The organism is Nocardia thailandica NBRC 100428, assembly GCF_000308795.1.
Taxonomy (GTDB): Bacteria; Actinomycetota; Actinomycetes; order Mycobacteriales; family Mycobacteriaceae; genus Nocardia; species Nocardia thailandica.
Genome location: NZ_BAGK01000217.1, coordinates 96,720 through 118,235, shown reverse-complemented (window position 1 = coordinate 118,235; position 21,516 = coordinate 96,720). Strand labels below are relative to the sequence as shown.

Genomic DNA, 21,516 nt, shown 5'->3' with positions numbered 1-21,516 from the left:
GGGCGCCCCGCTCGGCCAGCGCCGCGTCGATCCGGCGGCCGTGCCCGCAGAAGTCGTCGTAGGACGAATCGCCCAGGGCGAGTACTGCGTAGCGCACGCCGGTCAGCCGCGCGGTGAGGCTCTCCAGTCGGCTCCAGAAGTCGGTGCCGTTGTCCGGCGGGCCGCCGTCGCCGAAGGTCGAGGTGATCACGAGGACGTCCCCGGTCAGGGCGGCGGGGTCGGCGGCGTCCATGTCGAGCAGGTGCGGCGTGTGGCCCGCCTCGGCGAGCCGGGCCGCGACCGTGGCGGCCAGTTCCTCGGCGTTGCCGGTCTGGGAGGCCCACAGCACGGTGACCGGCCCGCCCGCGACCGTCTCGGCCGCCGCCGGGGCGGTCGCCGCACCCCGCGAGTACATGCCTGCCAGCAGCCCGTCGACGTAGGTCCGGGACGCGGGCGACATCGGCGCGCCCGCGGGCAGCACCGGCTGACCGGTCACCGGCACGGCCTGCAGGGCCGCCAGGTATCCGCTGAGGTAGATCCGCTCGGTCTCGCTCAGGGTCGGCGCCGTCGCGGCGTCGAGGCCGAGCACGGCCGCCAGCGGGTGCGCGCCCTCCGCGCGCGGCGGTTCGGGCGCGGCGGCCGCGCTCACCGCCGGTCCGACCCGGCGCAGCGCCACCGCGCACGCCTTGAACTCCGGTTGCAGCGAGTCGGGATCGACCGCGTCGTTGGTGACGGCGTTGACGGTGAGGTATTCGCCTTGCTCGTCGTTCCAGTGGAACGGCACGAAACAGTCACCGGGGCGCACCCTTTCGCTGATCAGGACCGGCAGCACCGCCCGGCCGCGCCGGGAGGCGATCTCCAGCTCGTCGCCGGGCGCGAGGCCGAGCGGGCCCGCGTCGGCGGGATGCACCTCGACGAACGGCGCCGGGTTCAGCTTGTTCAGCTTGGCGACCTTCCCCGTCTTGGTCATCGTGTGCCACTGGTGCTGGAGACGACCGGTGTTGAGCAGGAACGGGAAATCGTCGTCGGGCAGTTCCCTCGGCGGCAGGTGCGGGCGGGCGAAGAACTGCGCCCGCCGCGACGGCGTCGCGAACGCCAGCCGCGGGGTGTGGCCGTCGGCGTCGGTGAAGACGGGCCGGGCGTGGCCGTCGTTGACGTAGCGGATCGGGTTGCGCCGCACCGCAGGGTCGGTGCACGGCCACTGCATCGGACCCTCGCGCAGGGCCTCGTAGCTCATCCCGGCCAGGCTGTAGCCGGTGTTCGGATTCGCGAACCGCTGGAGCTCGGCGAACACCTCGGCGCTGGAGGCGAAATCGAACCCGTCGAACCCCATCGCCCGGCCGACCTGGGCGATGAGCTGCCAGTCCGGTCGCGCGTCCCCCGGGGGCGGCACCGAGCGGCCGAGCAGGGTGACGGTGCGCTCGGAGTTGACCATGACCGCGTCCGCCTCGGCCCACAGGGTCGCGGGCAGCAGGATGTCGGCGTAGGCGTTGGTCGCCGTCTCGGTGTACGCGTCCTGGACCACCACCAGCTCGGCGGCTTCCAGCCCGGCGATCACGGTCTTGCGGTTGGCGACCGTGGCGACCGGGTTGGTGCAGATGATCCAGGCGGCCTTGATCGCGCCCTCGGCCATCCCGCGGAACATCTCCACGGTGCCCGGCCCGGCCTCGGTCCGCAGGGTGCCCTCGGGCAGGTCCCAGGCGGTCTCGGTGAAGGCGCGGTCGGCGGGGGAGAGCAGGCTGCGCTGGCCCGGCAGGCCCGGACCCATGTAGCCCATCTCGCGCCCGCCCATGGCGTTGGGCTGACCGGTCAGCGAGAACGGGCCGCTACCGGGGCGACAGATAGCGCCGGTGGCCAGGTGCAGGTTGATCAGGGCGTTGGTGTTCCAGGTGCCGTGGGTGGACTGGTTGAGGCCCATCGTCCACAGCGACATCCACTCGCCCGCCTCGGCGATCATCCGCGCCGCGGCGCGGATGTCGGCCTCGGCGAGGCCGGTGATCTCGGCGACCCGGTCCGGCGGGTAATCGGCCAGGAATTCCGGCATCCCGGCCCAGCCGTCGGTGTGCTCGGCGATGAAGTCCGCGTCGATCGCGTCCTCGGCCACGAGCAGATGCAACAGGCCGTTCAGCAGGGCGAGGTCGGTGCCGGGCGCGAGCTGGAGGAACAGGTCGGCGCGGTCGGCGGTCGCGGTGCGGCGCGGATCGACCACGATCAGCTTCGCGCCCGCCTTGAGCCGGTCGGCCATGCGCAGGAACAGGATCGGATGGCAGTCGGCCATGTTCGCGCCGGTGACGAAGAACAGGTCGGCGTGCTCGAAGTCGTCGTAGGACCCGGGCGGCCCGTCCGCGCCGAGCGACTGCTTGTAGCCGGTGCCCGCGCTGGCCATGCACAACCGGGAATTGGCCTCGATGTGGACGGTGCGCAGGTAGCCCTTGGCCAGTTTGGTCGCCAGGTACTGCGCCTCCAGCGACATCTGCCCGGAGACGTAGAGCGCGACCGCGTCGGGCCCGTGCTCGGCGACGATCGCCTGCAAGCGGCCCGCGACCTCGGCGATCGCGTCGTCGACCGGCACGCTCAGCGGGGCCGCGCCCCGTTCGGGCCTGCGCAGCGCGGTGGTCATCCGGCCGGGCGCGGCCATCATCTCCGCGTGCGTGGCCCCCTTGGTGCACAGCCTGCCCGCGTTGGCGGGGTGCAGCTTGTCCCCGCTCACCTTCGCGATCACCGGCAGGCCGGACTGATCGGTCGTGGTAGCGACGCTGATGCCGCACCCCACGCCGCAGTACGAGCACTGCGTACGCACAGTGCCGCCTGCGCGAGGGTCGGGGTGCGAGCTCATGGTTCCGATGATCCGCATCCGGAGTTGCGGTCGATTTACCGGAAGTTATGTCCAGGTGACATTCGACCTCACCGCCGAGATCTCCGGCGGTGAGGAACGGCCGCGATATCGCCCCTGATCAGGGGCTGTGCCGCCGCCGACCGCACCGCCCGGCGGGCGGCGCAGTGAGCGGTATCACCGCGGCTCAGGCCAGCTTGTAGGCCCGGTGCAGGGCCACCACGCCGCCGGTCAGGTCGCGCCACTGCACCGAACCCCAGCCCGCGTCGGCGATACGCCGGGCCAGCCTGCGCTGGTTCGGCCACGCGCGGATGGACTCGGCGAGGTAGACGTAGGCGTCCGGGTTCGAACTGACCGCGCGCGCCACCCGCGGCAGCGCCTTCATCAGATACTCCATGTACACGGTGCGGAACGGCGCGAACACCGGCGTGGAGAACTCCGAGACCACCAGCCGCCCGCCCGGCTTGGTCACCCGCAGCATCTCCCGCAGCGCCACGTCGATGTCGGCGACATTGCGCAGGCCGAAGGAGATGGTCACCGCGTCGAAGGAGTCGTCGGCGAACGGCAGCGCCATCGCGTCCCCGGCCACCATCGGCACCTGCCGGAACCGGCCCGCGGCCAGCATGCCCTGCGAGAAGTCCGTCGCCACACACCAGGCGCCGGACTTGCCCAGCTCCACGGTGGACACCCCGGTCCCCGCGGCCAGGTCGAGCACCCGCTCACCGGGCCGCAACGCCAGCGCCCGCCGGGTCGCCCAGCGCCAGTACCGGTCCTGACCGGCCGAGATCACGGTGTTGGTGATGTCGTAGCGCTGCGCAACGCCGTCGAACATCGACGCGACTTCGTGCGGTTGCTTGTCCAGCGAGGCACGGACCTGATCGGACTGCTTCATTGTCGCCACAGGGCCCGAGCTTATGGTGTTTTCCCGCCGGTGTCGCCCACGGGTGCCGCGTCGTCCGTCACGCCCGCCGGCCGCCGGTCAGGCGGTGTGCGACAACCCGGTCCGCCGCCCCGTGACCGCGGCGTAGTGGGTCATCAGCTCGCCGCAGATCGCGGGCCACGTGCGGTGCAGCACCGACTTGCGCGCCGCCGCGGCGAACCGGGCTCGCTGCGCGGGATCGCGCAACGCGTGCACCGCGCTGGGCAGCAGCTCGGTGAACCGGTCGACCGGCAGCAGATAGCCGTTGCGGCAGTGCGCGATCAGATCCCGCGGGCCGCCCGCGTCCGGCCCGATGACCGGCACACCCGAGGACAGCGCCTCCTGCACGCCCTGACAGAAGGTCTCGTGCTCGCCGGGATGGACCATCACGTCCAGGCTCGCGTAGTGGCGGGCCAGCTCGTCGCCGCCGAGTTCCCCGGTGAACACCGCGCCCGGCAGCAGCGCGGCCAGCCGGTCCCGCTCGGGCCCGCCGCCCACCACCACCAGCTGCACCGCCGGATCGGCGGCCAGCACCGCCAGCCGTTCGACATGCTTCTCCGGCGCGAGCCTGCCGACGAAGCCGACCACCAGCCGGTCGGCGCGCGACCCCAGCCAGGACTCGCGCAGCGCGGCCGACCGGGCCTGCGGGGTGAAGCGGTCGATGTCGACGCCGCGGCCCCAGCGATGCACCCGCGGAACGCCGTGCGCCGCCAGGTCTTCCGCCGCCGCCGAGGATGGGGCAAGCGTGCGGGTCGCGCCCTCGTGGATGCGCCGCGTCCACGCCCAGGCCGCCCGCGAGGCCAGCCCGAGGCCGTAGCTCTTCGCGAAGCCGGCCACATCGGTCTGGTACACCGCGACCGTCGGCAGATCCAGCCGGGTCGCGGCCGCCAGCCCGCCCGCGCCGAGCAGGAACGGCGAGGCCAGATGGACGACGTCGGCGTCGAACGCGGCGATGGCCGCGGTGATCCCCGGCTGCGGCAGGCCGACCGGCAGCGAACTCACCTTCGGCACCATCACCGCGGGCACCCGGTGCACCCGGAAACGGCCGTGGACGCCGGGCGCGGGCGGCTCGCCCCGCACGGTGTCCGGGGCGACGATCAGCGCCTCGTGACCGTGCCGCTCGAGATGGTCGAGGACCCGCAGCACGGAATTCACCACGCCGTTCATGTTCGGCAGGAAGGACTCCGAGACGATGGCTACGCGCACACTGTCAGGGTGACCGCCGCGGCGCGACACCCACCCACGACGACGTGAAGTCGAGGCGAAGTTCTGGCGAACTCGCGTCAGGCCGTTTCCCGCCTGCGCCGCAGCAGCCACAGCACCGGCAACGCGATCAGCCAGGCCACCACGATGACCGAGGCCGCCGGGATCACCGCCACCGAGGCGTCGCGCCCGGCGACCCGCACCAGATCCGGGTCCTTGCGGCTGTACTCCACGTTGATCCGCTGGCCCGCGGTCAGATTGGTCGGATACAGGATGCCGACCTTCGGATTGTGGGTCGCGCCGTCCGGGGTCACGTAGGCCACGGTGGACCGCAGCCGCCCCGCGAAGATGACCTCCCCGGAGGTCGTGCCGAGATTGTGCTCGATCTCGTAGTCGTTGCGCCACGCCGCCAGCACCAGCAACACCATCAGCACGCTGACCACGGTCGCGGCGATCCAGACCCCCTTGATCGCCCGTCGCAGGCGCGTGGTCCGCCTGGGCGACCGACTGGTTTCCGACACGGCCCCACCCTATCCGCCGGCTGCGCTAGCCTGTGCGCCCATGTCCCGAAAATTCAGCTTCACCGTGCCCTACACCGTCCCGGTCGAAGATCTCCACCGGGCACTCGTCGACGATGCCGTCTGGCAGGAACGCTTCGCCGGCGCCGATACCGCCACCCTCGAGCTGTCCCATCCCCAGGGACCCGACTCCATCCACCTGCGCATGACCGAGAAGCCCGGCCCGGACAAGGTGCCCGCGCTGGTCCGCAAGGTCCTCAAGAGCGACCTGGTCCTCGAACGCGTCGACGACTGGAGCCCGCTGTCCGGAGAGGTCGCCAAGGGCACCTTCACCGGCCGCACCGGCGGCATCACCACCGAGATGTCGGGCACCTACGAACTGCGCCCGACCGCCGAAGGCAGCGAGATCGAGGTCGTCGGCACGGTCACCGTGAAGGTCCCGCTGGTCGGCGGTGCCATCGAACCGCTGGCCGAACAGCTGCACCAGCGCGTCCTCAACAGCGAACGCAAGTTCTTCGAGGGCGTGTTCTCGCGCTGAGGCGTGGAGCGCCGGCGCGCTCGAGTCGCGGCCCTTCGGGCCCCGACGAAAAGAGACCCGATACTCGCGCCTTCGGCGCATTGTCTCGGGTCTCTTTTCGTCGGGGCGGCCGCGACCGCCGCTGCGCGGCGGGGCCTCCTCGGGGTCGGCCCGTCGTGGCGGGGGTGGGTAGCGCACCGGGGGCTGCGCGTGGTTCTCGGGTCGGGGCCGGGATCTCCCGGCGTCAGCGCGCGGCCGGCTGGACCAGGACCAGCCAGTTGCCGGAGTTGTCGCGGATGATCGCCTCCGTGCCGTAGGGGCGTTCGGCGGGGGGCTGGATGAACTCGACGCCCTTGGCGGTGAGGTCCTCGTAGGTCTTGGCGATGTCGGGGGTGTTCAGGCCGAGGGCGCCGTGGGTGCCGTCGGCCAGGGCGCGGCGGATGGACTCGGCGAGGTCCTCGGTCAGCGGGGGACCGGGCACCATCAGGGTGACCTCGAGCTCGGGGTGGTCGGGGTGGGCCACGGTGACCCAGCGGAACCCGTTGTCGCCCATGCTCACGTCGGCGGTCTCGACGAAACCGAGCTTGTCGATGTACCACCGCTTGGACTCGTCCTGATCGGTCACGTACACCGTGACCAGGGAGATGTTGCTGATCGTCGTCATGATCCCGACGTTAGGCGTGCTCGGGTCCACCGCGCTTCTCCGAAATTGCGGTGTCGCGCGGGGCCCGGTCGGAGAGTCCGTGCATGAAGACGTAGCAGCCGGGGATGTGCGGCGCGCCGTCGGCGAACTTCGCCTGGTACTCGCTCGGCGCGACCCCGACAAGCGCGCGGAACTTGCGGCTGAACGACCCCAGCGAGGTGTAGCCGACCAGCATGCACACCTCGGTCACGGTCAGATTCGTCGCCCGCAGCAGGTCCTGGGCCCGCTCGATCCGCCGCTCGGCCAGGTATGCCGCCGGGGTGCGCCCGTACACGGCGGCGAAGGCCCGCAGGAAGTGGTACTTCGACACCCCGGCCGCCGCGGCCAGCGCGTCCAGGTCGAGGGGCTCGGCGTACTGCCGGTCGGCGAGGTCGCGCGCGCGCCGCAGATGCGGCAGCAGCGCGAGCACGGGACGGCCTGCGGCGGTCATCGGCTCAGCTGAACGGGGGACGCTCGTCGGCGCGCAGCGAGGCACGGCCCGCGGTCCGCCACAGCCGGGCGGTCAGGTCGGCGTCCTCGTCGGTCACCAGATTGCCCATCACACGGACCGCGGTGCGCTGCAGGTACTTCGAGCGCATGACCGGCGGCCCGCCCAACGGCACCATGCGCGGATGGGTGGCCAGGCCCGCGATCCGCCTGGCCACCGAGAACGTCCGCCCGTAGCGCTCGCGCAGCCGCTGCGGCCACACCGCGCCCAGGTCCTCGTCCAGCAGCTCGGACAGCATGTGGCCGCCCTCCAGGCCGTAGTCGATGCCCTCGCCGTTGAGCGGGTTGACGCAGCCGGCGGCGTCGCCGACCAGCGCCCAGTTGCGCCCGGCCACGTTCGACACCGCCCCGCCCATCGGCAGCAGCGCCGAGGCCACCGCCCGCAGCTCGCCGGTGAACTCCCATTCCTCCCGGCGCAGCGCGGTGTAGTGCTCGAGCAGCGGCTTGAGCGCGATGTGGGAGGGCCGCGCCTCGGTGGCCAGCGAACCGACACCGATGTTGACCTCGCCGTTGCCCAGCGGGAACACCCAGCCGTAGCCGGGCACCAGCTCGCCCGCCGCGTTGCGCAGCTCGAGATGTGACGAGATCCACTGATCGTCGCTGCGGCCGGACCGGATGTAGGCGCGCGCGGCGGTGCCGTAGGCGAACCGCCGGTGCCAGGCGCGGCCCAGCTGCTTGCCGACGGGGGAGCGGACACCGTCGGCCACGATCAGCACCGCGCAGCGCACGGTGTGGGCGGCGTCGCCGATCCGGACCGTCACCCCGGTGACCCGGTCGCCGTCGCGGTGCACCTCGGTGACCTTGGCGCCGTCGACCATCCCGGCGCCGGACTTGATCGCGGTCTGGCGCAGCATGTCGTCGAGTTCGGTTCGGGCGACGGCACTTCCGTAGGTCGGGAAGGACCCGCCGGGCCAGGGCAGCAGCGCCTCCCGGCCGAACCCGGCCATCCGCAACCCGTGGTTGACCGTGTGCGCGCGCACCCACTCGCCCAGACCCAGGTGTTCGAGCTCGGCGGTGGCCCGGGGAGTGAGGCCGTCGCCACAGGTCTTGTCCCGGGGGAACACCGCCGAATCCAGCAGCAGCACATCGCGTCCGGCCCGCGCGGCCCACGCCGCCGACGCCGAACCCGCCGGTCCGGCGCCCACCACCAGCACTTCCACGCTCGCGGGCAGGATGGTGTCGTGGTCGGTCGAGGCATCCGGTGAACCCATGGCTCAATACTGGCACCCTCGCCGCCTGTGTCAGAGTGTCGGGTACACCGTGCAAACACGCTAGGTTGCTACCCGTCGGGGTCGGACGCATCGCTGGGAGAAGAAATGAGCACATCAGCTGTGAGCGACGAGAGCACGGTGGTGGCCGGGGTCGACCTCGGTGATCCGGCCCTCGCCGCCACGGTGCGCGACGGTCTCGCCGCGGTCGAGCAGCTCCTGGTCGACGAGCTCTCCGACGGCGAGGAGTTCCTGCAGGAGGCGGCGCTGCACCTCGCCAGGGCGGGTGGCAAGCGGTTCCGCCCGCTGTTCACCGTCCTCACCGGCCAGCTCGGCCCCCATCCGACCGACCCCGCCCTGGTCACCGCGGGCACCGTCGTCGAACTGGTCCACCTGGCCACCCTGTACCACGACGACGTGATGGACGAGGCCCCGCTGCGCCGGGGCGCGGTCAGCGTCAACGCGCGCTGGGGCAACAACATCGCCATCCTGGCCGGCGACTACCTGTTCGCCCACGCCTCGCGCCTGACCTCGACCCTCGGCCCGGACGCGGTCCGCATCATCGCCGAGACCTTCGCCGAGCTGGTCACCGGCCAGATGCGGGAAACCATGGGCGCCAAGCAGTCCCAGGACCCGATCGAGCACTACCTGAAGGTCGTCTGGGAGAAGACCGGCTCGCTGATCGCCGCCGCCGGACGCTTCGGCGGCACCTTCTCCGGCGGCGACCCCGAGCACGTCGAGCGCCTGGCCCGCCTCGGCGACGCCGTCGGCACCGCCTTCCAGATCTCCGACGACATCATCGACATCGCCTCCGAGTCCGAGCAGTCGGGCAAGACGCCCGGCACCGACCTGCGCGAGGGCGTGCACACCCTGCCGGTGCTCTACGCGCTGCGCGGGGAGGGCCCCGACAGCGACCGGCTGCGCGAACTGCTCGACCACCCGCTCGAGACCGACGCGGAGGTCGCCGAGGCGCTCACCCTGCTGCGCCGCTCGCCCGGGATGGCCGAGGCCAAGGCCAAGCTGCGCGAGTACGCCGACCTCGCCGACGCCGAGCTCGCGGCCCTGCCCGCGGGCCCCGCCAACGACGCGCTGACCCGCCTGGTCCGCTACACCATCGAGCGGGTGGGCTAGCCGCGGAACGGTCTGTGCCGTTCGTTCGTTGACCCCACGTCGGGAGCTCAACGGGACGGGGGTCGCAGAGGAGGAAGATGCACGGGCACGGGTACGCGAACGGGATCAAGACCTTCGCGCTCCTGGTCGGCATGTCGGCACTCATCGTGGCGGTCGGCGCGATGTTCCGCAGCCCGACCATCCTCATCATCTCGATCGTGCTGGCCGTCGGCGTCAACGCCTACGCCTATTTCAACAGTGACAAGCTCGCCCTGCGGGCCATGCACGCCCAGCCGGTCACCGAGCTGGAGGCGCCGGTCGTCTACCGCATCGTGCGGGAGCTGGCCACCACCGCGCGCCAGCCCATGCCGCGGCTCTACATCAGCCCGACGAACGCGCCCAACGCGTTCGCCACCGGCCGCAACCCGCGTCACGCCGCGGTCTGCTGCACCAGCGGCATCCTCAACCTGCTCGACGAGCGGGAACTGCGCGCGGTGCTCGGCCACGAGTTGTCGCACGTCTACAACCGCGACATCCTCATCTCCTCGGTCGCGGGCGCCCTGGCCTCGGTCATCTCCGGCCTGGCCAACCTGGCCTTCTTCGCGAGCTCCTTCGGCGGCCGCGACGGCCAGGGTCCGAACATCATCGGCGTCCTGCTCGTCTCGCTGCTCGGCCCGATCGCGGCGAGCCTGATCAAGCTCGCCGTCTCCCGCTCCCGCGAGTACCAGGCCGACCAGTCCGGCGCCGAACTCACCGGCGACCCGCTCGCCCTCGCCTCGGCCCTGCGCAAGATCGAGCGCGGCGTGCAGGCCGCCCCCCTGCCCCCCGAACCCCAGCTGACCAGCGAATCCCACCTGATGATCGCCAACCCGTTCCGCGCGGGAGACCGCATGGCCCGCTGGTTCTCCACGCACCCGCCGATGGCGGAACGGATCAAGCGCCTCGAGGACATGGCCGCCGGCCGCTACCGCTGAGAGGGCCGCGTCCCGCGCGACCAGCCGAGCGGACCCGCTACACCCGCGCCTAGGTCGAACCCATCGCGGGGGCGCACAACGACGACCCATCAACGCGCCGGTGACGACGACCTGTCACCCCACTGGTGACCACAACGATGGCACGTCACCCCGCGCTGACACGCCCCTGAATCGCAACCACCACGTTTTCGGCCGCCTCGGCGCCGACGGGTGAGACGTCACGCCAAGGCGCAGTATCACCAGTCGGCGCCGAGGTCACGAGGCCGAAAACCCGCGGCGCCAGCCGCCCAACAACGCAGCCGAAAACCGGCGGCGCCAGCCGCAGATTTATCGGTAGTTCACGAACTGCAGGGCGATGCCGAAGTCCTCGCCCTTGAGGAGCGAGATGACGGCCTGCAGGTCGTCGCGCTTCTTGCTGCTGACCCGCAGCTCCTCGCCCTGGATCTGCGCCTTCACGCCCTTGGGCCCTTCGTCGCGGATCTTCTTCGAGATCTTCTTCGCCTTCTCCGCGTCGATGCCCTGCACCAGCGTGCCGGTGATCTTGAACACCTTGCCCGAGGCCTGCGCCTCTCCCGCGTCGAACGCCTTGAGGGAGATGTCGCGGCGGATCAGCTTCTCCTTGAACACCTCGAGCGCGGCCTTCACCCGCTCCTCGGCGTTGGCGGTCAGCACGATCTTGTCCTCGCCGGACCATTCGATGCCCGCGTCGGTGCCCTTGAAGTCGTAGCGGGAGTTCAGTTCCTTCTCCGCCTGGTGCAGCGCGTTGTCGACCTCCTGGCGATCGACCTTGCTCACCACGTCGAATGACGAATCGGCCACACTGCGCTCCTGTCCCTGGAGGTCCGTACAACTGCGTCGGCGGCGATCGCCGCCCTGGGGACAGTTGTACCCGGAGGCCGGGCACGACCCCACGGGCAGGGCCGCTGTCCTGCCGGTTTGCATTCCCCGTGGGGGTTCGTTGTAAGCTTTCGGCGCACCGGAAACGGCGCAACGGCAGATTGCCCGAGCGGCCAATGGGAGCAGACTGTAAATCTGTCGGCGAGAGCCTACGTAGGTTCGAATCCTACATCTGCCACATCGAAACCCCCGTCCTCGTTGGACGGGGGTTTCGTGTTTTCCGGGCGGCCGCGACCGCCGCCGCGCGGCGGGGCCTCCTCGGGGCCGGCCCATGGTGGTGTGGTTGGGGGAGCGGGCAGCGGGGCGGTCGCGAGTGTTCCCGGGGTGCCTTGCTGGTGCAGAAACAGCCTTTCACCAGCCGATTTGGTGGTGTGCGGTAGGTGTGTGTAATCTCGTTCAGGACGCCGGAGCACGGGGTCGCCGAGATCAGCTCGCTGATCGAGACCTTGTGCCACGTTGTCATGCCCCCTTAGCTCAGTCGGCAGAGCGTTTCCATGGTAAGGAAAAGGTCAACGGTTCGATTCCGTTAGGGGGCTCGCCGGATTGCCGGTGATGACCGACTCGGCATCGCTTCCCGCGGGTTAGCGGGCTTGGTCGCGGCATCATCGTGATATGTCCGCGTGGCGGTGTAGCTCAGTCGGTAGAGCAAACGACTCATAATCGTTGTGTCGCCGGTTCAAGTCCGGCCATCGCTACCAATAACGACAGAGCCCAGACCGGAAAGAAGGCATATCGTGGCCGCGAAGTCCACCGATGTCCGGCCAAAGATCACCTTGGCCTGCGAAGAGTGCAAGCACCGCAACTACATCACCAAGAAGAACCGGCGTAACGACCCGGACCGCCTGGAGCTGAAGAAGTTCTGCCCCAACTGCGGCACCCACCGCGCGCACCGCGAGTCGAAGTAAGCCGAAGAAGACTTCCCACGAAGGCCGGACGAGAGTCCGGCCTTCGTGCGTTTCCGGACAACGAACGTTTCGATTTCGTCGCTGCCCGCTTCGCGCCCCGGCCCACTGGGTAAGGTCACGCCCTGTGACAGTGAACACCGGAACCGAGGATGCGGCAGGGGTCACCGCCGCGCCGTTCGATCCCGCCGCGCACGCGACCGCGATGGTCGGCCACCACTACCGCGTCGACGACTACTACGAAGTCGGCCGCGAGAAGGTGCGCGAATACGCCCGTGCCGTGCAGGACTACCACCCGGTGCACTGGGAGGAGGACAGTGCCCGCGCGTTCGGCTACGACGGCCTCATCGCCCCGCTGACCTTCATCTCCCTGGTCGGCATCCTGGCCCAGCGCAAGCTGTTCGAAGAGGTCGTCACCGGCTACGACCTGAGCCAGATCATGCAGACCGACCAGATCCTGGAATTCCACCGCCCGATCCGGGTGGGCGACCGGCTCACCTGCGACGTGTACCTGCACTCGTTCCGGCAGGCGTTCGGCGGCGACATCATGGTGACCAAGAACATCGTCACCGCCCAGGACGACGAGCTCGTGCTCACCACCTACACCACCCTGATCGGGCGCAGCGGCGGTGACATCGATCCCAACCTGACCTCCGCGGTCCGCAACGTGCTCATGCACGGCCTCGGCGACCCCGATCGCGCCGCCGAGCCCACCCTCCCGCAGGACATCGACACCACGGAGCCGGCCACCACCCGGCCCGCGCCGATCTCGGGCGCCAACGCGCGCGCCTTCGACAGCGTCACCGTCGGGGAGGAGCTGCCCCCGCGCACGGTGCGGCTGACCCGCGGCGACCTGGTGAACTACGCCGGTGTCTCCGGCGACGCCAACCCGATCCACTGGAGCGACGAGGTCGTCAAGCTGGTCGGCCTGGACGACGTGGTCGCGCACGGCATGCTCACGATGGGCCTCGGCGGCGGCTTCGTCACCTCGTGGGTGGGCGATCCCGGCGCGGTGAAGGAGTACAACGTCCGGTTCACCAGCCCGGTGTACGTCGGCGTCGACACCCCCGCCGAGGTCGAGTACACCGGCAAGGTCAAGTCGGTCGACCCGGAGAACCGCACCGCGGTGATCGCGCTGACCGCGCGATCGGCGGGCCGGAAGATCTTCGGCCGCGCCACCGCGACCGTCCAGCTGTCCTGACCCCGGGTGTGCGGCGCGCGCCGCACACCCGGCCTGACCTGGTCGCCTGCCCCGGATTGGCAAATTCCGGCCGGGGTGCCGTAGAGTAAGGGTCCTGGGGTCACCGGGCGCTGCGCGCTGACTTCCCCACGAGACAGCCGAACGGCCTGTCCCGGCGGAAGCGGCGCGCGTGTTGTGTGACGCCGGGCCCGACAACTGAATATCGACTGTGGCTGGACGAAGTGTCCGTACGGATGGTCCAGCCGAAGGGGCGTAGCTCAATTGGCAGAGCAGCGGTCTCCAAAACCGCAGGTTGCAGGTTCAAGTCCTGTCGCCCCTGCCCTGAATGCCAGCGACGAGAGAGGATCGGAGTGAGCGAGCGTAGCGAGCGGGCCATCAGCGCAGCGCACGTCGCGCAGCACCGGTCCGAGCGAAGCGAGGAGACGGCGTGAGCGACGAGCGGGAACCTCGCCACGGCGCAGCCGAGGACGGCGACGACACCGCCGCCGCCACTCGGCCGAGTGGCAAGCGGTCCGCTCGCCGGGTGCGCACCTCGGACTCTCCGGTGGACACCGGGTCGGTCGCCACGATCGACCGCGAATCGTCGCGCAAGGCAGAGAAGACTGCCGGTAAGGCCAAGAGCAGCGGAACGGGTAACCCGTTCAAGAAGCTGGTGAAGTTCCTGCGAGAGGTCATCGCGGAGCTCCGCAAAGTGATCTGGCCCAACCGGAAGCAGATGGTCACCTATACGACCGTTGTCCTGGTGTTCGTGGTCTTCATGGTCGCGTTCATCAGTGGGTTGGATCTGGCGTTCATCAAGGGTGTCAGCTGGCTGTTCGGCTGATCGCCGGCACCCGACACCGGTAGCCGATCCCGGGGCGGAACGAGGACTCTCCTCACGCCCGGCCCGGCACCAGAGGATGTACGTGACGACACAGGAAGCGAGTGCGGCAGTGAGCACCCCGGAGAACGACACCAACGACGAGTTCCCGGTCGACGACGTCGTGGCTGAAGAGACTGCCGCCGACGAGGTCGAGGCCGCCGAGGTCGCCGAGGACGCACCCGAGGTCGCCGAGGAGCCCGCCGACGTCGATCCGGTGGAGGCCATGAAGGCCGTGCTGCGCCGCCAGGAAGGCGACTGGTACGTCGTCCACTCGTACGCGGGGTACGAGAACAAGGTGAAGACCAACCTGGAGACCCGCGTCCAGAACCTCGGTCTCGAGGAGTACATCTTCCAGGTCGAGGTCCCGACCGAAGAGGTCACCGAGATCAAGAACGGCCAGCGCAAGCACGTCAACCGCAAGGTGCTGCCCGGCTACATCCTGGTCCGCATGGACCTCAACAACGAGTCGTGGGGCGCGGTCCGCAACACCCCCGGCGTCACCGGTTTCGTCGGCATGACCGCCGGTGGCCAGTCGGGCGGCAAGCCGACCCCGCTGACCATCAACGAGGTCGTCAAGTTCCTCGTCCCGGCCTCCCAGCAGCAGAAGAAGCCCGCCGCCGCGGCGGGTGCCCCGGCTGCCGCCGCGGCCGAGTCCGGTGGCGGCGACGTGATCGCCAAGCCGATCATCGAGGTCGACTTCGAGGTCGGCGAGTCGGTCACCGTCATGGACGGCCCGTTCGCGACGCTGCCCGCCAGTATCAGCGAGGTCAACGCCGAGCAGCAGAAGCTGAAGGTCCTCGTGTCGATCTTCGGCCGCGAGACCCCGGTGGAGCTCGGCTTCAACCAGGTCTCGAAGATCTGAGTCTTGCGACCGGGGGCACCGCTGCGGCGGTGCCCTTCGTCGTTGGTGCGCCCTCCCCCGAACGCGGTCGGGTTCTCGCGATTCGGTAGAGTGTGCAAGTTCGTGCTTCGAACGCCGCTTACGGCAACCGTAGGCAACCGACACCAAGGAAGAAAGATGCCCCCCAAGAAGAAGAAGCTCGCCGGCATCATCAAGCTCCAGATCCAGGCAGGCCAGGCCAACCCGGCTCCGCCCGTTGGTCCGGCGCTTGGTCAGCACGGCGTGAACATCATGGAGTTCTGCAAGGCGTACAACGCCGCGACCGAGTCGCAGCGCGGCAACGTCATCCCGGTCGAGATCTCGGTGTACGAGGACCGGACCTTCGACTTCAAGCTCAAGACCCCGCCCGCCGCCCGTCTGCTGCTCAAGGCCGCCGGCGTGCAGAAGGGCTCGGCCGAGCCGCACAAGAACAAGGTCGCCAAGGTCACCCTCGACCAGGTCCGCGAGATCGCCAAGACCAAGGCCGAGGATCTGAACGCCAACGACCTCGACCAGGCCGTGAAGATCATCGCGGGCACCGCGCGCTCGATGGGCATCACCGTCGAGGGCTGAGTGTCAGCGCCGGAGGCGGTAGCGCAGCGTCACCACGGAGGCGAAGCGCAGCCCTCGGAGAGACACAGCGGGCTGAGCGGAAACGCTCGCCACCCCGGTGGGAGGGCCGGCCAGGCCCGGAAACCACATCTGAACTCCAGTACCTAAGGACAGAAAATCATGGCAAAGCGCAGCAAGGCGTACCTCGCCGCGGCCGAGAAGGTCGATCGCTCCAAGCTCTACTCCCCGCTGGCCGCCGCGCGGCTCGCGAAGGAGACCGCCACCACCAAGACCGACGCCACCGTCGAGGTCGCCGTCCGTCTCGGTGTCGACCCGCGTAAGGCCGACCAGATGGTCCGCGGCACCGTCAACCTGCCGCACGGCACCGGTAAGACCGCTCGCGTCATCGTGTTCGCCGTCGGCGAGAAGGCCGCCGAGGCCGAGGCCGCCGGTGCCGACGCCGTGGGCGCCGAGGACCTGATCGAGCGGATCCAGGGCGGCTGGCTGGACTTCGACGCCGCGATCGCCACCCCGGACCAGATGGCCAAGGTCGGCCGCATCGCGCGTGTCCTCGGCCCGCGTGGTCTGATGCCGAACCCGAAGACGGGCACCGTCACCCCCGACGTGACCAAGGCCGTCAACGACATCAAGGGCGGCAAGATCAACTTCCGCGTCGACAAGCAGGCCAACCTGCACTTCGTCATCGGCAAGGCCTCGTTCGACGACGCCAAGCTGGTGGAGAACTACGGCGCCGCGCTGGACGAGATCCTGCGTGTGAAGCCGTCGACCGCCAAGGGTCGCTACGTCAAGAAGATCACGGTTTCGACCAACACCGGACCGGGCATCCCGGTGGACCCGAACCGTACCCGCAACCTCCTGGAAGAGGATGCGTGATCTTCACGGATCGCCTCTGAAGTGACAGCCGAGGGTGGGAACGCGACCGCGTTCCCACCCTCGCTGTTTTCCGGTCAGTTCGCGCGCCAGCCCAGCAGGACCGATTCCCCGCCCTGCGGCTTCCACGGCAGGAACAGCGCGACGAGCACGGCGCAGACCAGGACGGCGCCGGTGGCGACGAGCGAGGCGGTGTGCGCGCCCTGCAGGGTCGCCGACTTCATCGCGACGATGAGGTTCTCCCGCTGGGTCTCGAAGAACGGCGCCAGCGGCCGCTTGCGGAGCTCGAGCACGCTGAGCGGGCTGGCCTTGACCAGGCTCTTCTCCTCGGGGTTCATGATCCCGGCCGGGATGGCGTCGATCCGGGCGCCGATCCGGCCGGTGTAGTACGAGGCCACGATGGAGCCGAGCACCGCGACGCCGAGCGTGCCGCCGATCTCGCGCGTGGTGTCGTTGACCGCGGAGCCTGCCCCCGCTTCGTCGAGGGGGAGCGAGGACATGATCGATTCGGTGGCGGGACCCTGCACGATGGCGAGGCCGAGGCCCATGGAGACCATCGACGGCAGGACGTCGACCAGGTAGCTGCTGTCCACGGTGACCGATCCGCCCAGATACAAACCGAATCCGGTGAGCACCAGCCCGAAGACGATCACCGCCGTGGTGCCGATCCGTTGCGCGATGAGCGTCGCCGCGGGTGCGCCGATACCCACCGAGAACGCGAAAGGCAGCGAGGCGATGCCGAATTCGAGTGGTGAATATTCACGGACGCCCTGGAAATACTGCGTGATGAGGAACAGGAATCCGAACATCGAGAAATAGCCGACCGCGATCGCGAGCGCGGGCAACGAGAATCGCCGGATCCGGAACAGGCGCATGTCGAGAATCGGTGTGGCGGTGCGTAATTCCCAGACCACGAAGCAGGCGAGCAGAACCGCGCCCGTCGCGGCGGTGGCCAGCGTCGTGACCGAGAGCCACCCGTTGTGTGGTGCCTCGATGATCGCCCAGACCAGCAGGGTGATGCCGGCGATCGAGCTGAGAATGCCGGGGAGGTCGAGCTTTCCGGTCTCCGCGGCGCGGGACTCGGGCACCCAGCGCAGCGTCGCGAGCAGGGCGACCAGCGCCACCGGCACGTTGATCCAGAACACCGAGTGCCAGCTGAAGTGCTCGAGCAGCCAGCCACCGGAGATCGGGCCGATCGCGATGGCGAAGCCCGCCATGGCGGTCCAGGCCGCGATGGCCAGCGCCCGCTCCCGGCGGTCGGTGAAGATGTTGATGATCAGGGCGAGGGTGGCGGGGAAGACCGCGGCGGCGAAGACGCCCATCGCGGCCCTTGCCGCGATGACCTGTCCCATGGTGCCCGCCAGCGCGCCGCCGACCGACATGATCGCGACCCCGGCGAGCCCGATGACCATGATCCGGCGGCGGCCGTAGCGGTCGCCGAGGTTTCCGCAGGCCAGCAGCAGTCCGGCGAAGGTGAGGGTATAGGCGTCGACGACCCACTGCAGGCCGCTGACGCCGGTGTGCAGCTGCACCCCGATGGACGGCAGGGCGACGTTGACGATGGTGTTGTCGAGGACCACGAGCAGTTCGGCGAGGCAGATGACGCCCAGGGCGAGGAATCGCTGTGGGTGCCGGTCCAGCGTCGTCGATGGAGCGACCGATTGCGTTGTCATGGCCGAAGTGAAGCAGTTAAGTGTCACCGCGCGTAACACTTGTTGTGTGAGGCACTCCACACATCTCGCTCGGACTGTGGCGTGTATCACGTCCGTCCGCGCCGAAAAGTGCCCGGTGCCGACCCGTTTTTGCAGATGGCGGGCGGTGCGCTACAGTGGACTCCGGTCATCGACGCGTTCGGTGACTACCCCCTTTCGTTCTACCGAAGACCGTTGGTCGTCGATGCCGCTCGCGCGGGGTCGATCGAAGGTCCGGCGACATTGCCGGCGGCCCACGCAGGGAGAATCGGAGCTGGGAATCGTGTGAGTCCGTGCGGCTCGCCCTGTTCTTCTGCGCCCCGGTACGCCTTGCGTCCGGGGCGTTCGTTTTGTCGCCGGCCCCTGAATTCGGAAGTGCGAAGACACGAACCGACATCAGAGAGGAGGCGAAGTATGGCGAAGCCCGAAAAGGTCACCGCGGTCGCGGAGATCGCTGAGCAGTTCAAGGCGTCCACCGCCACCGTGGTCACGGAATACCGTGGTCTGTCGGTCGGCAAGCTGACCGAACTGCGTCGCGCGCTCGGCGAAGGCAGCACCTACTCCGTCGCCAAGAACACGCTGGTCAAGCTGGCCGCCGCCGAGGCGGGCGTCACCGGCCTCGACGAGCTGTTCGTCGGCCCGACCGCGATCACCTTCATCCAGGGTGAGCCGGTCGACGCGGCCAAGGCGATCAAGCAGTTCGCCAAGGACAACAAGGCCCTGATCATCAAGGGCGGGTACATGGACGGCAAGGCGCTGTCCGTGGCCGAGGTCGAGCGCATCGCCGACCTCGACTCGCGCGAGGTGCTGCTGGCCAAGCTGGCCGGCGCGTTCAAGGCCAAGCCCGCGCAGGCCGCCGGCCTGTTCAACGCCCCCGCTTCGCAGGTCGCGCGTCTCGCGCAGGCCCTGCTCGAGAAGCGTCAGGCGAGCGAAGGCGCGGCCGCCCCGGCCGCCGACGCCGAATAAGACCACTTTTTCCCACCGCGCGACGCGTACGCGCCGCGGGGTACATCATCGAAAGGAACCACCATGGCCAAGCTGAGCACCGAAGAACTGATCGGCGCCTTCAAGGAGCTGACCCTGCTCGAGCTCGCTGAGTTCGTCAAGGTCTTCGAGGAGACCTTCGAGGTCACCGCCGCCGCCCCGGTCGCCGTCGCCGCCGCGGGTGCCGCCCCGGCCGCCGCCGACGCCGCCGAGGAGCAGGACGAGTTCGACGTCATCCTCGAGGGTGCGGGCGACAAGAAGATCCAGGTCATCAAGGTGGTCCGTGAGATCGTCTCCGGCCTGGGCCTGAAGGAAGCCAAGGACCTGGTCGAGGGTGCCCCGAAGCCGATCCTGGAGAAGGTCGCCAAGGACGCCGCCGACGCCGCCAAGGCGAAGCTGGAAGAGGCCGGCGCCAAGGTCACCGTCAAGTAATTCGGTACCTTTTGTCGTCCGAACGGGCGGTTCCATTTCCGGAGCCGCCCGTTCGGCATTTCCGGACATGCGCGCGGTGCTGCGCGGGGAACCGACCGGCTGGAGTTACTCTTCAGTCAGGTGGGGTGTGCCCGGTGTCACCGATGGGATACAGTGACCGCACCCACTGTGACGTGACGCACCGCCGCCGTGTAAGAGGCGCGGTCGTGGGGTGGGGTGCTCGCAGGGATAATTGGAGGTAGGCGTGGGCGTCGAGGTCAGGACCGAGGGTGTAACCAAATCCTTCGGCTCTCAGCGAATTTGGCAGGACGTGTCCCTGACGCTCCCGTCGGGCGAAGTGAGCGCGCTGCTCGGTCCGTCGGGTACCGGTAAGTCGGTCTTCCTGAAGTCCCTGATCGGTCTGCTGCGCCCCGAGCGCGGCTCCATCTTCATCGATGGCACCGACATCACCACCTGCTCGAACAAGGAGCTCTACGAGATCCGCAAGCTGTTCGGCGTCCTGTTCCAGGACGGCGCGCTCTTCGGCTCGATGAATCTGTTCGACAACGTCGCGTTCCCCCTTCGTGAGCACACGAAGAAGTCGGAATCCGAGATCAAGCGCATCGTCATGGAGAAGCTCGAGCTGACCGGTCTGCTCGGCGCCGAGGGCAAGCTCCCCGGCGAGATCTCCGGCGGTATGCGCAAGCGCGCCGGCCTGGCCCGCGCCCTGGTGCTCGACCCGCAGATCATCCTCGTCGACGAGCCCGACTCCGGCCTCGACCCCGTGCGTACCTCGTACCTGGCGCAGCTGCTCATCGACATCAACGCCCAGATCGACGCCACGATCCTGATCGTGACGCACAACATCAACCTGGCCCGTACCGTGCCGGACAACATCGGCATGCTGTTCCGCCGCCAGCTGGTCATGTTCGGTCCCCGCGAGGTCCTGCTGACCAGCGAGGAGCCGGTGGTCAAGCAGTTCCTCAACGGCCGTATGCAGGGCCCGATCGGTATGTCCGAGGAGAAGGACGAGGCGCAGATGGCCCGCGAGCAGGCCATGTTCGACGCCGGTCACCACGCCGGTGGCGCCGAAGAGGTCGAGGGCATCATTCCGCAGATGAAGGCCACCCCGGGCATGCCGGTCCGGCAGGCGGTCATCCGCCGCCAGGCCCGTGTGCGCGAGATCATGCACACCCTGCCGCACGCGGCCCAGGTCGCCATCCGCGAGTCCCTCGCCGAGGACGACTCCACCCAGGTGCTGGCCGCCTACAACGACGGCGTCGGCCTGGACAAGCACAACGGCTGATCCCGCCCGGAACCTCCGCGAGCCCCGGCACGATGCCGGGGCTCGCGGCGTTTCGGGGTGAATCGCCCAGGTCCACGGCTTGAACAGTCGGCGTGTCGCGGGTTAAAATGTCCGGCGGCCCTGAGGGGGATGTACAGGGCGGCAGGCGATCTCAGTACTCGGGCAATCGGCCGCGCGCCACTTGACGAGTCCGTTGTGAGCAGTCACCCTATTCACAACAGCGATTGCCGCAGAGGGGCTCCCAGCGCTCCGAGGCACCCGGCGCAGCCAGCGTCACGGGTTCGGCGCGTTCGCCGCTCGATTCGTCGTGCGGATGGTATGTTGACATGCCCGTCTATATGGGTGTAAGTTTGGACGTTGCGCTGGCTGCCTCCTGTCCACACCTCGATTCGCACACGAAAGTTCCACCTTCCGGTGTTACTTCCGCTGTTTGCTGTTCGGGTTTCGTTCGGGTCGTAACCAGCGGAATTCGTAGCAGACAAGCGACGG

Annotated in this window: 21 protein-coding genes and 4 tRNA genes; 16 read left to right on the top strand and 9 right to left on the bottom strand. The window is 69.2% G+C overall.

Going from position 1 to position 21,516, the window contains the following annotated elements:
• From ON36_RS25045 to ON36_RS25030, 4 genes are all read right to left on the bottom strand, one after another.
• Positions 1–2,815, bottom strand: a 2,815-nt coding sequence (locus tag ON36_RS25045) for a bifunctional nitrate reductase/sulfite reductase flavoprotein subunit alpha (RefSeq protein ID WP_083885394.1), incomplete at its 3' end; no start/stop codon positions are given.
• A gap of 184 nt (positions 2,816–2,999) precedes the next feature.
• Positions 3,000–3,704, bottom strand: coding sequence for a demethylmenaquinone methyltransferase (locus ON36_RS25040; RefSeq protein ID WP_043658439.1), 705 nt, complete (start codon positions 3,702–3,704; stop codon positions 3,000–3,002).
• 87 nt (positions 3,705–3,791) lie between these two features.
• On the bottom strand, positions 3,792–4,937 hold the full coding sequence (locus tag ON36_RS25035) for a glycosyltransferase family 4 protein (RefSeq protein ID WP_043658437.1): 1,146 nt from the start codon (positions 4,935–4,937) through the stop codon (positions 3,792–3,794).
• Between the two features lie 77 nt (positions 4,938–5,014).
• Positions 5,015–5,455 (bottom strand): DUF3592 domain-containing protein, encoded by a 441-nt coding sequence (locus ON36_RS25030; RefSeq protein ID WP_043658434.1) that lies wholly within the window; start codon positions 5,453–5,455, stop codon positions 5,015–5,017.
• 40 nt (positions 5,456–5,495) lie between these two features.
• Here ON36_RS25030 and ON36_RS25025 point away from each other — a divergent pair, with 40 nt between their 5' ends.
• Positions 5,496–5,990, top strand: a complete 495-nt coding sequence (locus ON36_RS25025; protein WP_043658433.1) for a DUF2505 domain-containing protein — start codon at positions 5,496–5,498, stop codon at positions 5,988–5,990.
• 223 nt (positions 5,991–6,213) lie between these two features.
• Here ON36_RS25025 and ON36_RS25020 read toward each other — a convergent pair whose 3' ends face one another.
• The 3 genes from ON36_RS25020 to ON36_RS25010 are packed head-to-tail and all read right to left on the bottom strand — an operon-like array spanning position 6,214 to position 8,369.
• Entirely contained in the window at positions 6,214–6,633 is a 420-nt protein-coding gene (locus ON36_RS25020; protein WP_043658432.1) for a VOC family protein, read from the bottom strand.
• A gap of 10 nt (positions 6,634–6,643) precedes the next feature.
• Complete coding sequence (locus ON36_RS25015) at positions 6,644–7,102, bottom strand: helix-turn-helix transcriptional regulator (protein ID WP_043658431.1); 459 nt, start codon at positions 7,100–7,102, stop codon at positions 6,644–6,646.
• Between the two features lie 4 nt (positions 7,103–7,106).
• Complete coding sequence (locus ON36_RS25010; protein ID WP_052314327.1) at positions 7,107–8,369, bottom strand: geranylgeranyl reductase family protein; 1,263 nt, start codon at positions 8,367–8,369, stop codon at positions 7,107–7,109.
• A gap of 105 nt (positions 8,370–8,474) precedes the next feature.
• Here ON36_RS25010 and ON36_RS25005 point away from each other — a divergent pair, with 105 nt between their 5' ends.
• Positions 8,475–9,497 (top strand): polyprenyl synthetase family protein, encoded by a 1,023-nt coding sequence (locus ON36_RS25005; protein ID WP_043658428.1) that lies wholly within the window; start codon positions 8,475–8,477, stop codon positions 9,495–9,497.
• Positions 9,498–9,574: 77 nt separating this feature from the next.
• Positions 9,575–10,450, top strand: a complete 876-nt coding sequence (htpX, locus tag ON36_RS25000) for a zinc metalloprotease HtpX (RefSeq protein WP_043658421.1) — start codon at positions 9,575–9,577, stop codon at positions 10,448–10,450.
• Positions 10,451–10,777: 327 nt separating this feature from the next.
• Here htpX and ON36_RS24995 read toward each other — a convergent pair whose 3' ends face one another.
• A complete protein-coding gene (locus ON36_RS24995; protein WP_043658420.1) occupies positions 10,778–11,269 on the bottom strand; it encodes a YajQ family cyclic di-GMP-binding protein in 492 nt (163 codons plus the stop codon).
• Positions 11,270–11,442: 173 nt separating this feature from the next.
• Here ON36_RS24995 and ON36_RS24990 point away from each other — a divergent pair.
• From ON36_RS24990 to rplA, 10 genes are all read left to right on the top strand, one after another.
• Positions 11,443–11,525: transfer RNA gene (locus tag ON36_RS24990), tRNA-Tyr, on the top strand.
• Positions 11,526–11,810: 285 nt separating this feature from the next.
• Positions 11,811–11,883, top strand: a tRNA-Thr gene (locus tag ON36_RS24985).
• Positions 11,884–11,969: 86 nt separating this feature from the next.
• Positions 11,970–12,045 (top strand) — tRNA-Met (locus ON36_RS24980).
• Positions 12,046–12,081: 36 nt separating this feature from the next.
• Positions 12,082–12,252, top strand: a complete 171-nt coding sequence (gene rpmG, locus ON36_RS24975) for a 50S ribosomal protein L33 (protein WP_043658419.1) — start codon at positions 12,082–12,084, stop codon at positions 12,250–12,252.
• A 130-nt stretch (positions 12,253–12,382) separates the two neighbouring features.
• The gene (locus ON36_RS24970; RefSeq protein WP_043658418.1) at positions 12,383–13,450 is read left to right on the top strand and encodes a fused (3R)-hydroxyacyl-ACP dehydratase subunits HadA/HadB; all 1,068 of its coding nucleotides are present in this window, start codon (positions 12,383–12,385) and stop codon (positions 13,448–13,450) included.
• A gap of 246 nt (positions 13,451–13,696) precedes the next feature.
• Positions 13,697–13,769: transfer RNA gene (locus tag ON36_RS24965), tRNA-Trp, on the top strand.
• Between the two features lie 108 nt (positions 13,770–13,877).
• Entirely contained in the window at positions 13,878–14,273 is a 396-nt protein-coding gene (secE, locus tag ON36_RS24960; protein WP_043658416.1) for a preprotein translocase subunit SecE, read from the top strand.
• A 109-nt stretch (positions 14,274–14,382) separates the two neighbouring features.
• On the top strand, positions 14,383–15,174 hold the full coding sequence (nusG, locus tag ON36_RS24955) for a transcription termination/antitermination protein NusG (protein WP_043658414.1): 792 nt from the start codon (positions 14,383–14,385) through the stop codon (positions 15,172–15,174).
• Between the two features lie 156 nt (positions 15,175–15,330).
• A complete protein-coding gene (rplK, locus tag ON36_RS24950; RefSeq protein WP_043658413.1) occupies positions 15,331–15,765 on the top strand; it encodes a 50S ribosomal protein L11 in 435 nt (144 codons plus the stop codon).
• 159 nt (positions 15,766–15,924) lie between these two features.
• Entirely contained in the window at positions 15,925–16,638 is a 714-nt protein-coding gene (rplA, locus tag ON36_RS24945) for a 50S ribosomal protein L1 (RefSeq protein ID WP_043658412.1), read from the top strand.
• 74 nt (positions 16,639–16,712) lie between these two features.
• Here rplA and ON36_RS24940 read toward each other — a convergent pair whose 3' ends face one another.
• Positions 16,713–18,308 carry an MFS transporter gene (locus tag ON36_RS24940; RefSeq protein ID WP_052314326.1) on the bottom strand — a complete coding sequence of 532 codons (1,596 nt, stop codon included), beginning with the start codon at positions 18,306–18,308 and terminating at the stop codon, positions 16,713–16,715.
• A 432-nt stretch (positions 18,309–18,740) separates the two neighbouring features.
• Between ON36_RS24940 and rplJ the strand changes: the two genes are divergently transcribed.
• The 3 genes from rplJ to ON36_RS24925 all read left to right on the top strand — a co-directional run bounded on the left by rplJ (position 18,741) and on the right by ON36_RS24925 (position 21,027).
• Positions 18,741–19,292 (top strand): 50S ribosomal protein L10, encoded by a 552-nt coding sequence (gene rplJ / locus ON36_RS24935; RefSeq protein ID WP_043658410.1) that lies wholly within the window; start codon positions 18,741–18,743, stop codon positions 19,290–19,292.
• 63 nt (positions 19,293–19,355) lie between these two features.
• Positions 19,356–19,742, top strand: coding sequence for a 50S ribosomal protein L7/L12 (gene rplL, locus ON36_RS24930; protein WP_043658408.1), 387 nt, complete (start codon positions 19,356–19,358; stop codon positions 19,740–19,742).
• A gap of 244 nt (positions 19,743–19,986) precedes the next feature.
• Positions 19,987–21,027, top strand: coding sequence for an ABC transporter ATP-binding protein (locus ON36_RS24925; protein WP_174377607.1), 1,041 nt, complete (start codon positions 19,987–19,989; stop codon positions 21,025–21,027).
• Positions 21,028–21,516: the final 489 nt, after the last annotated feature.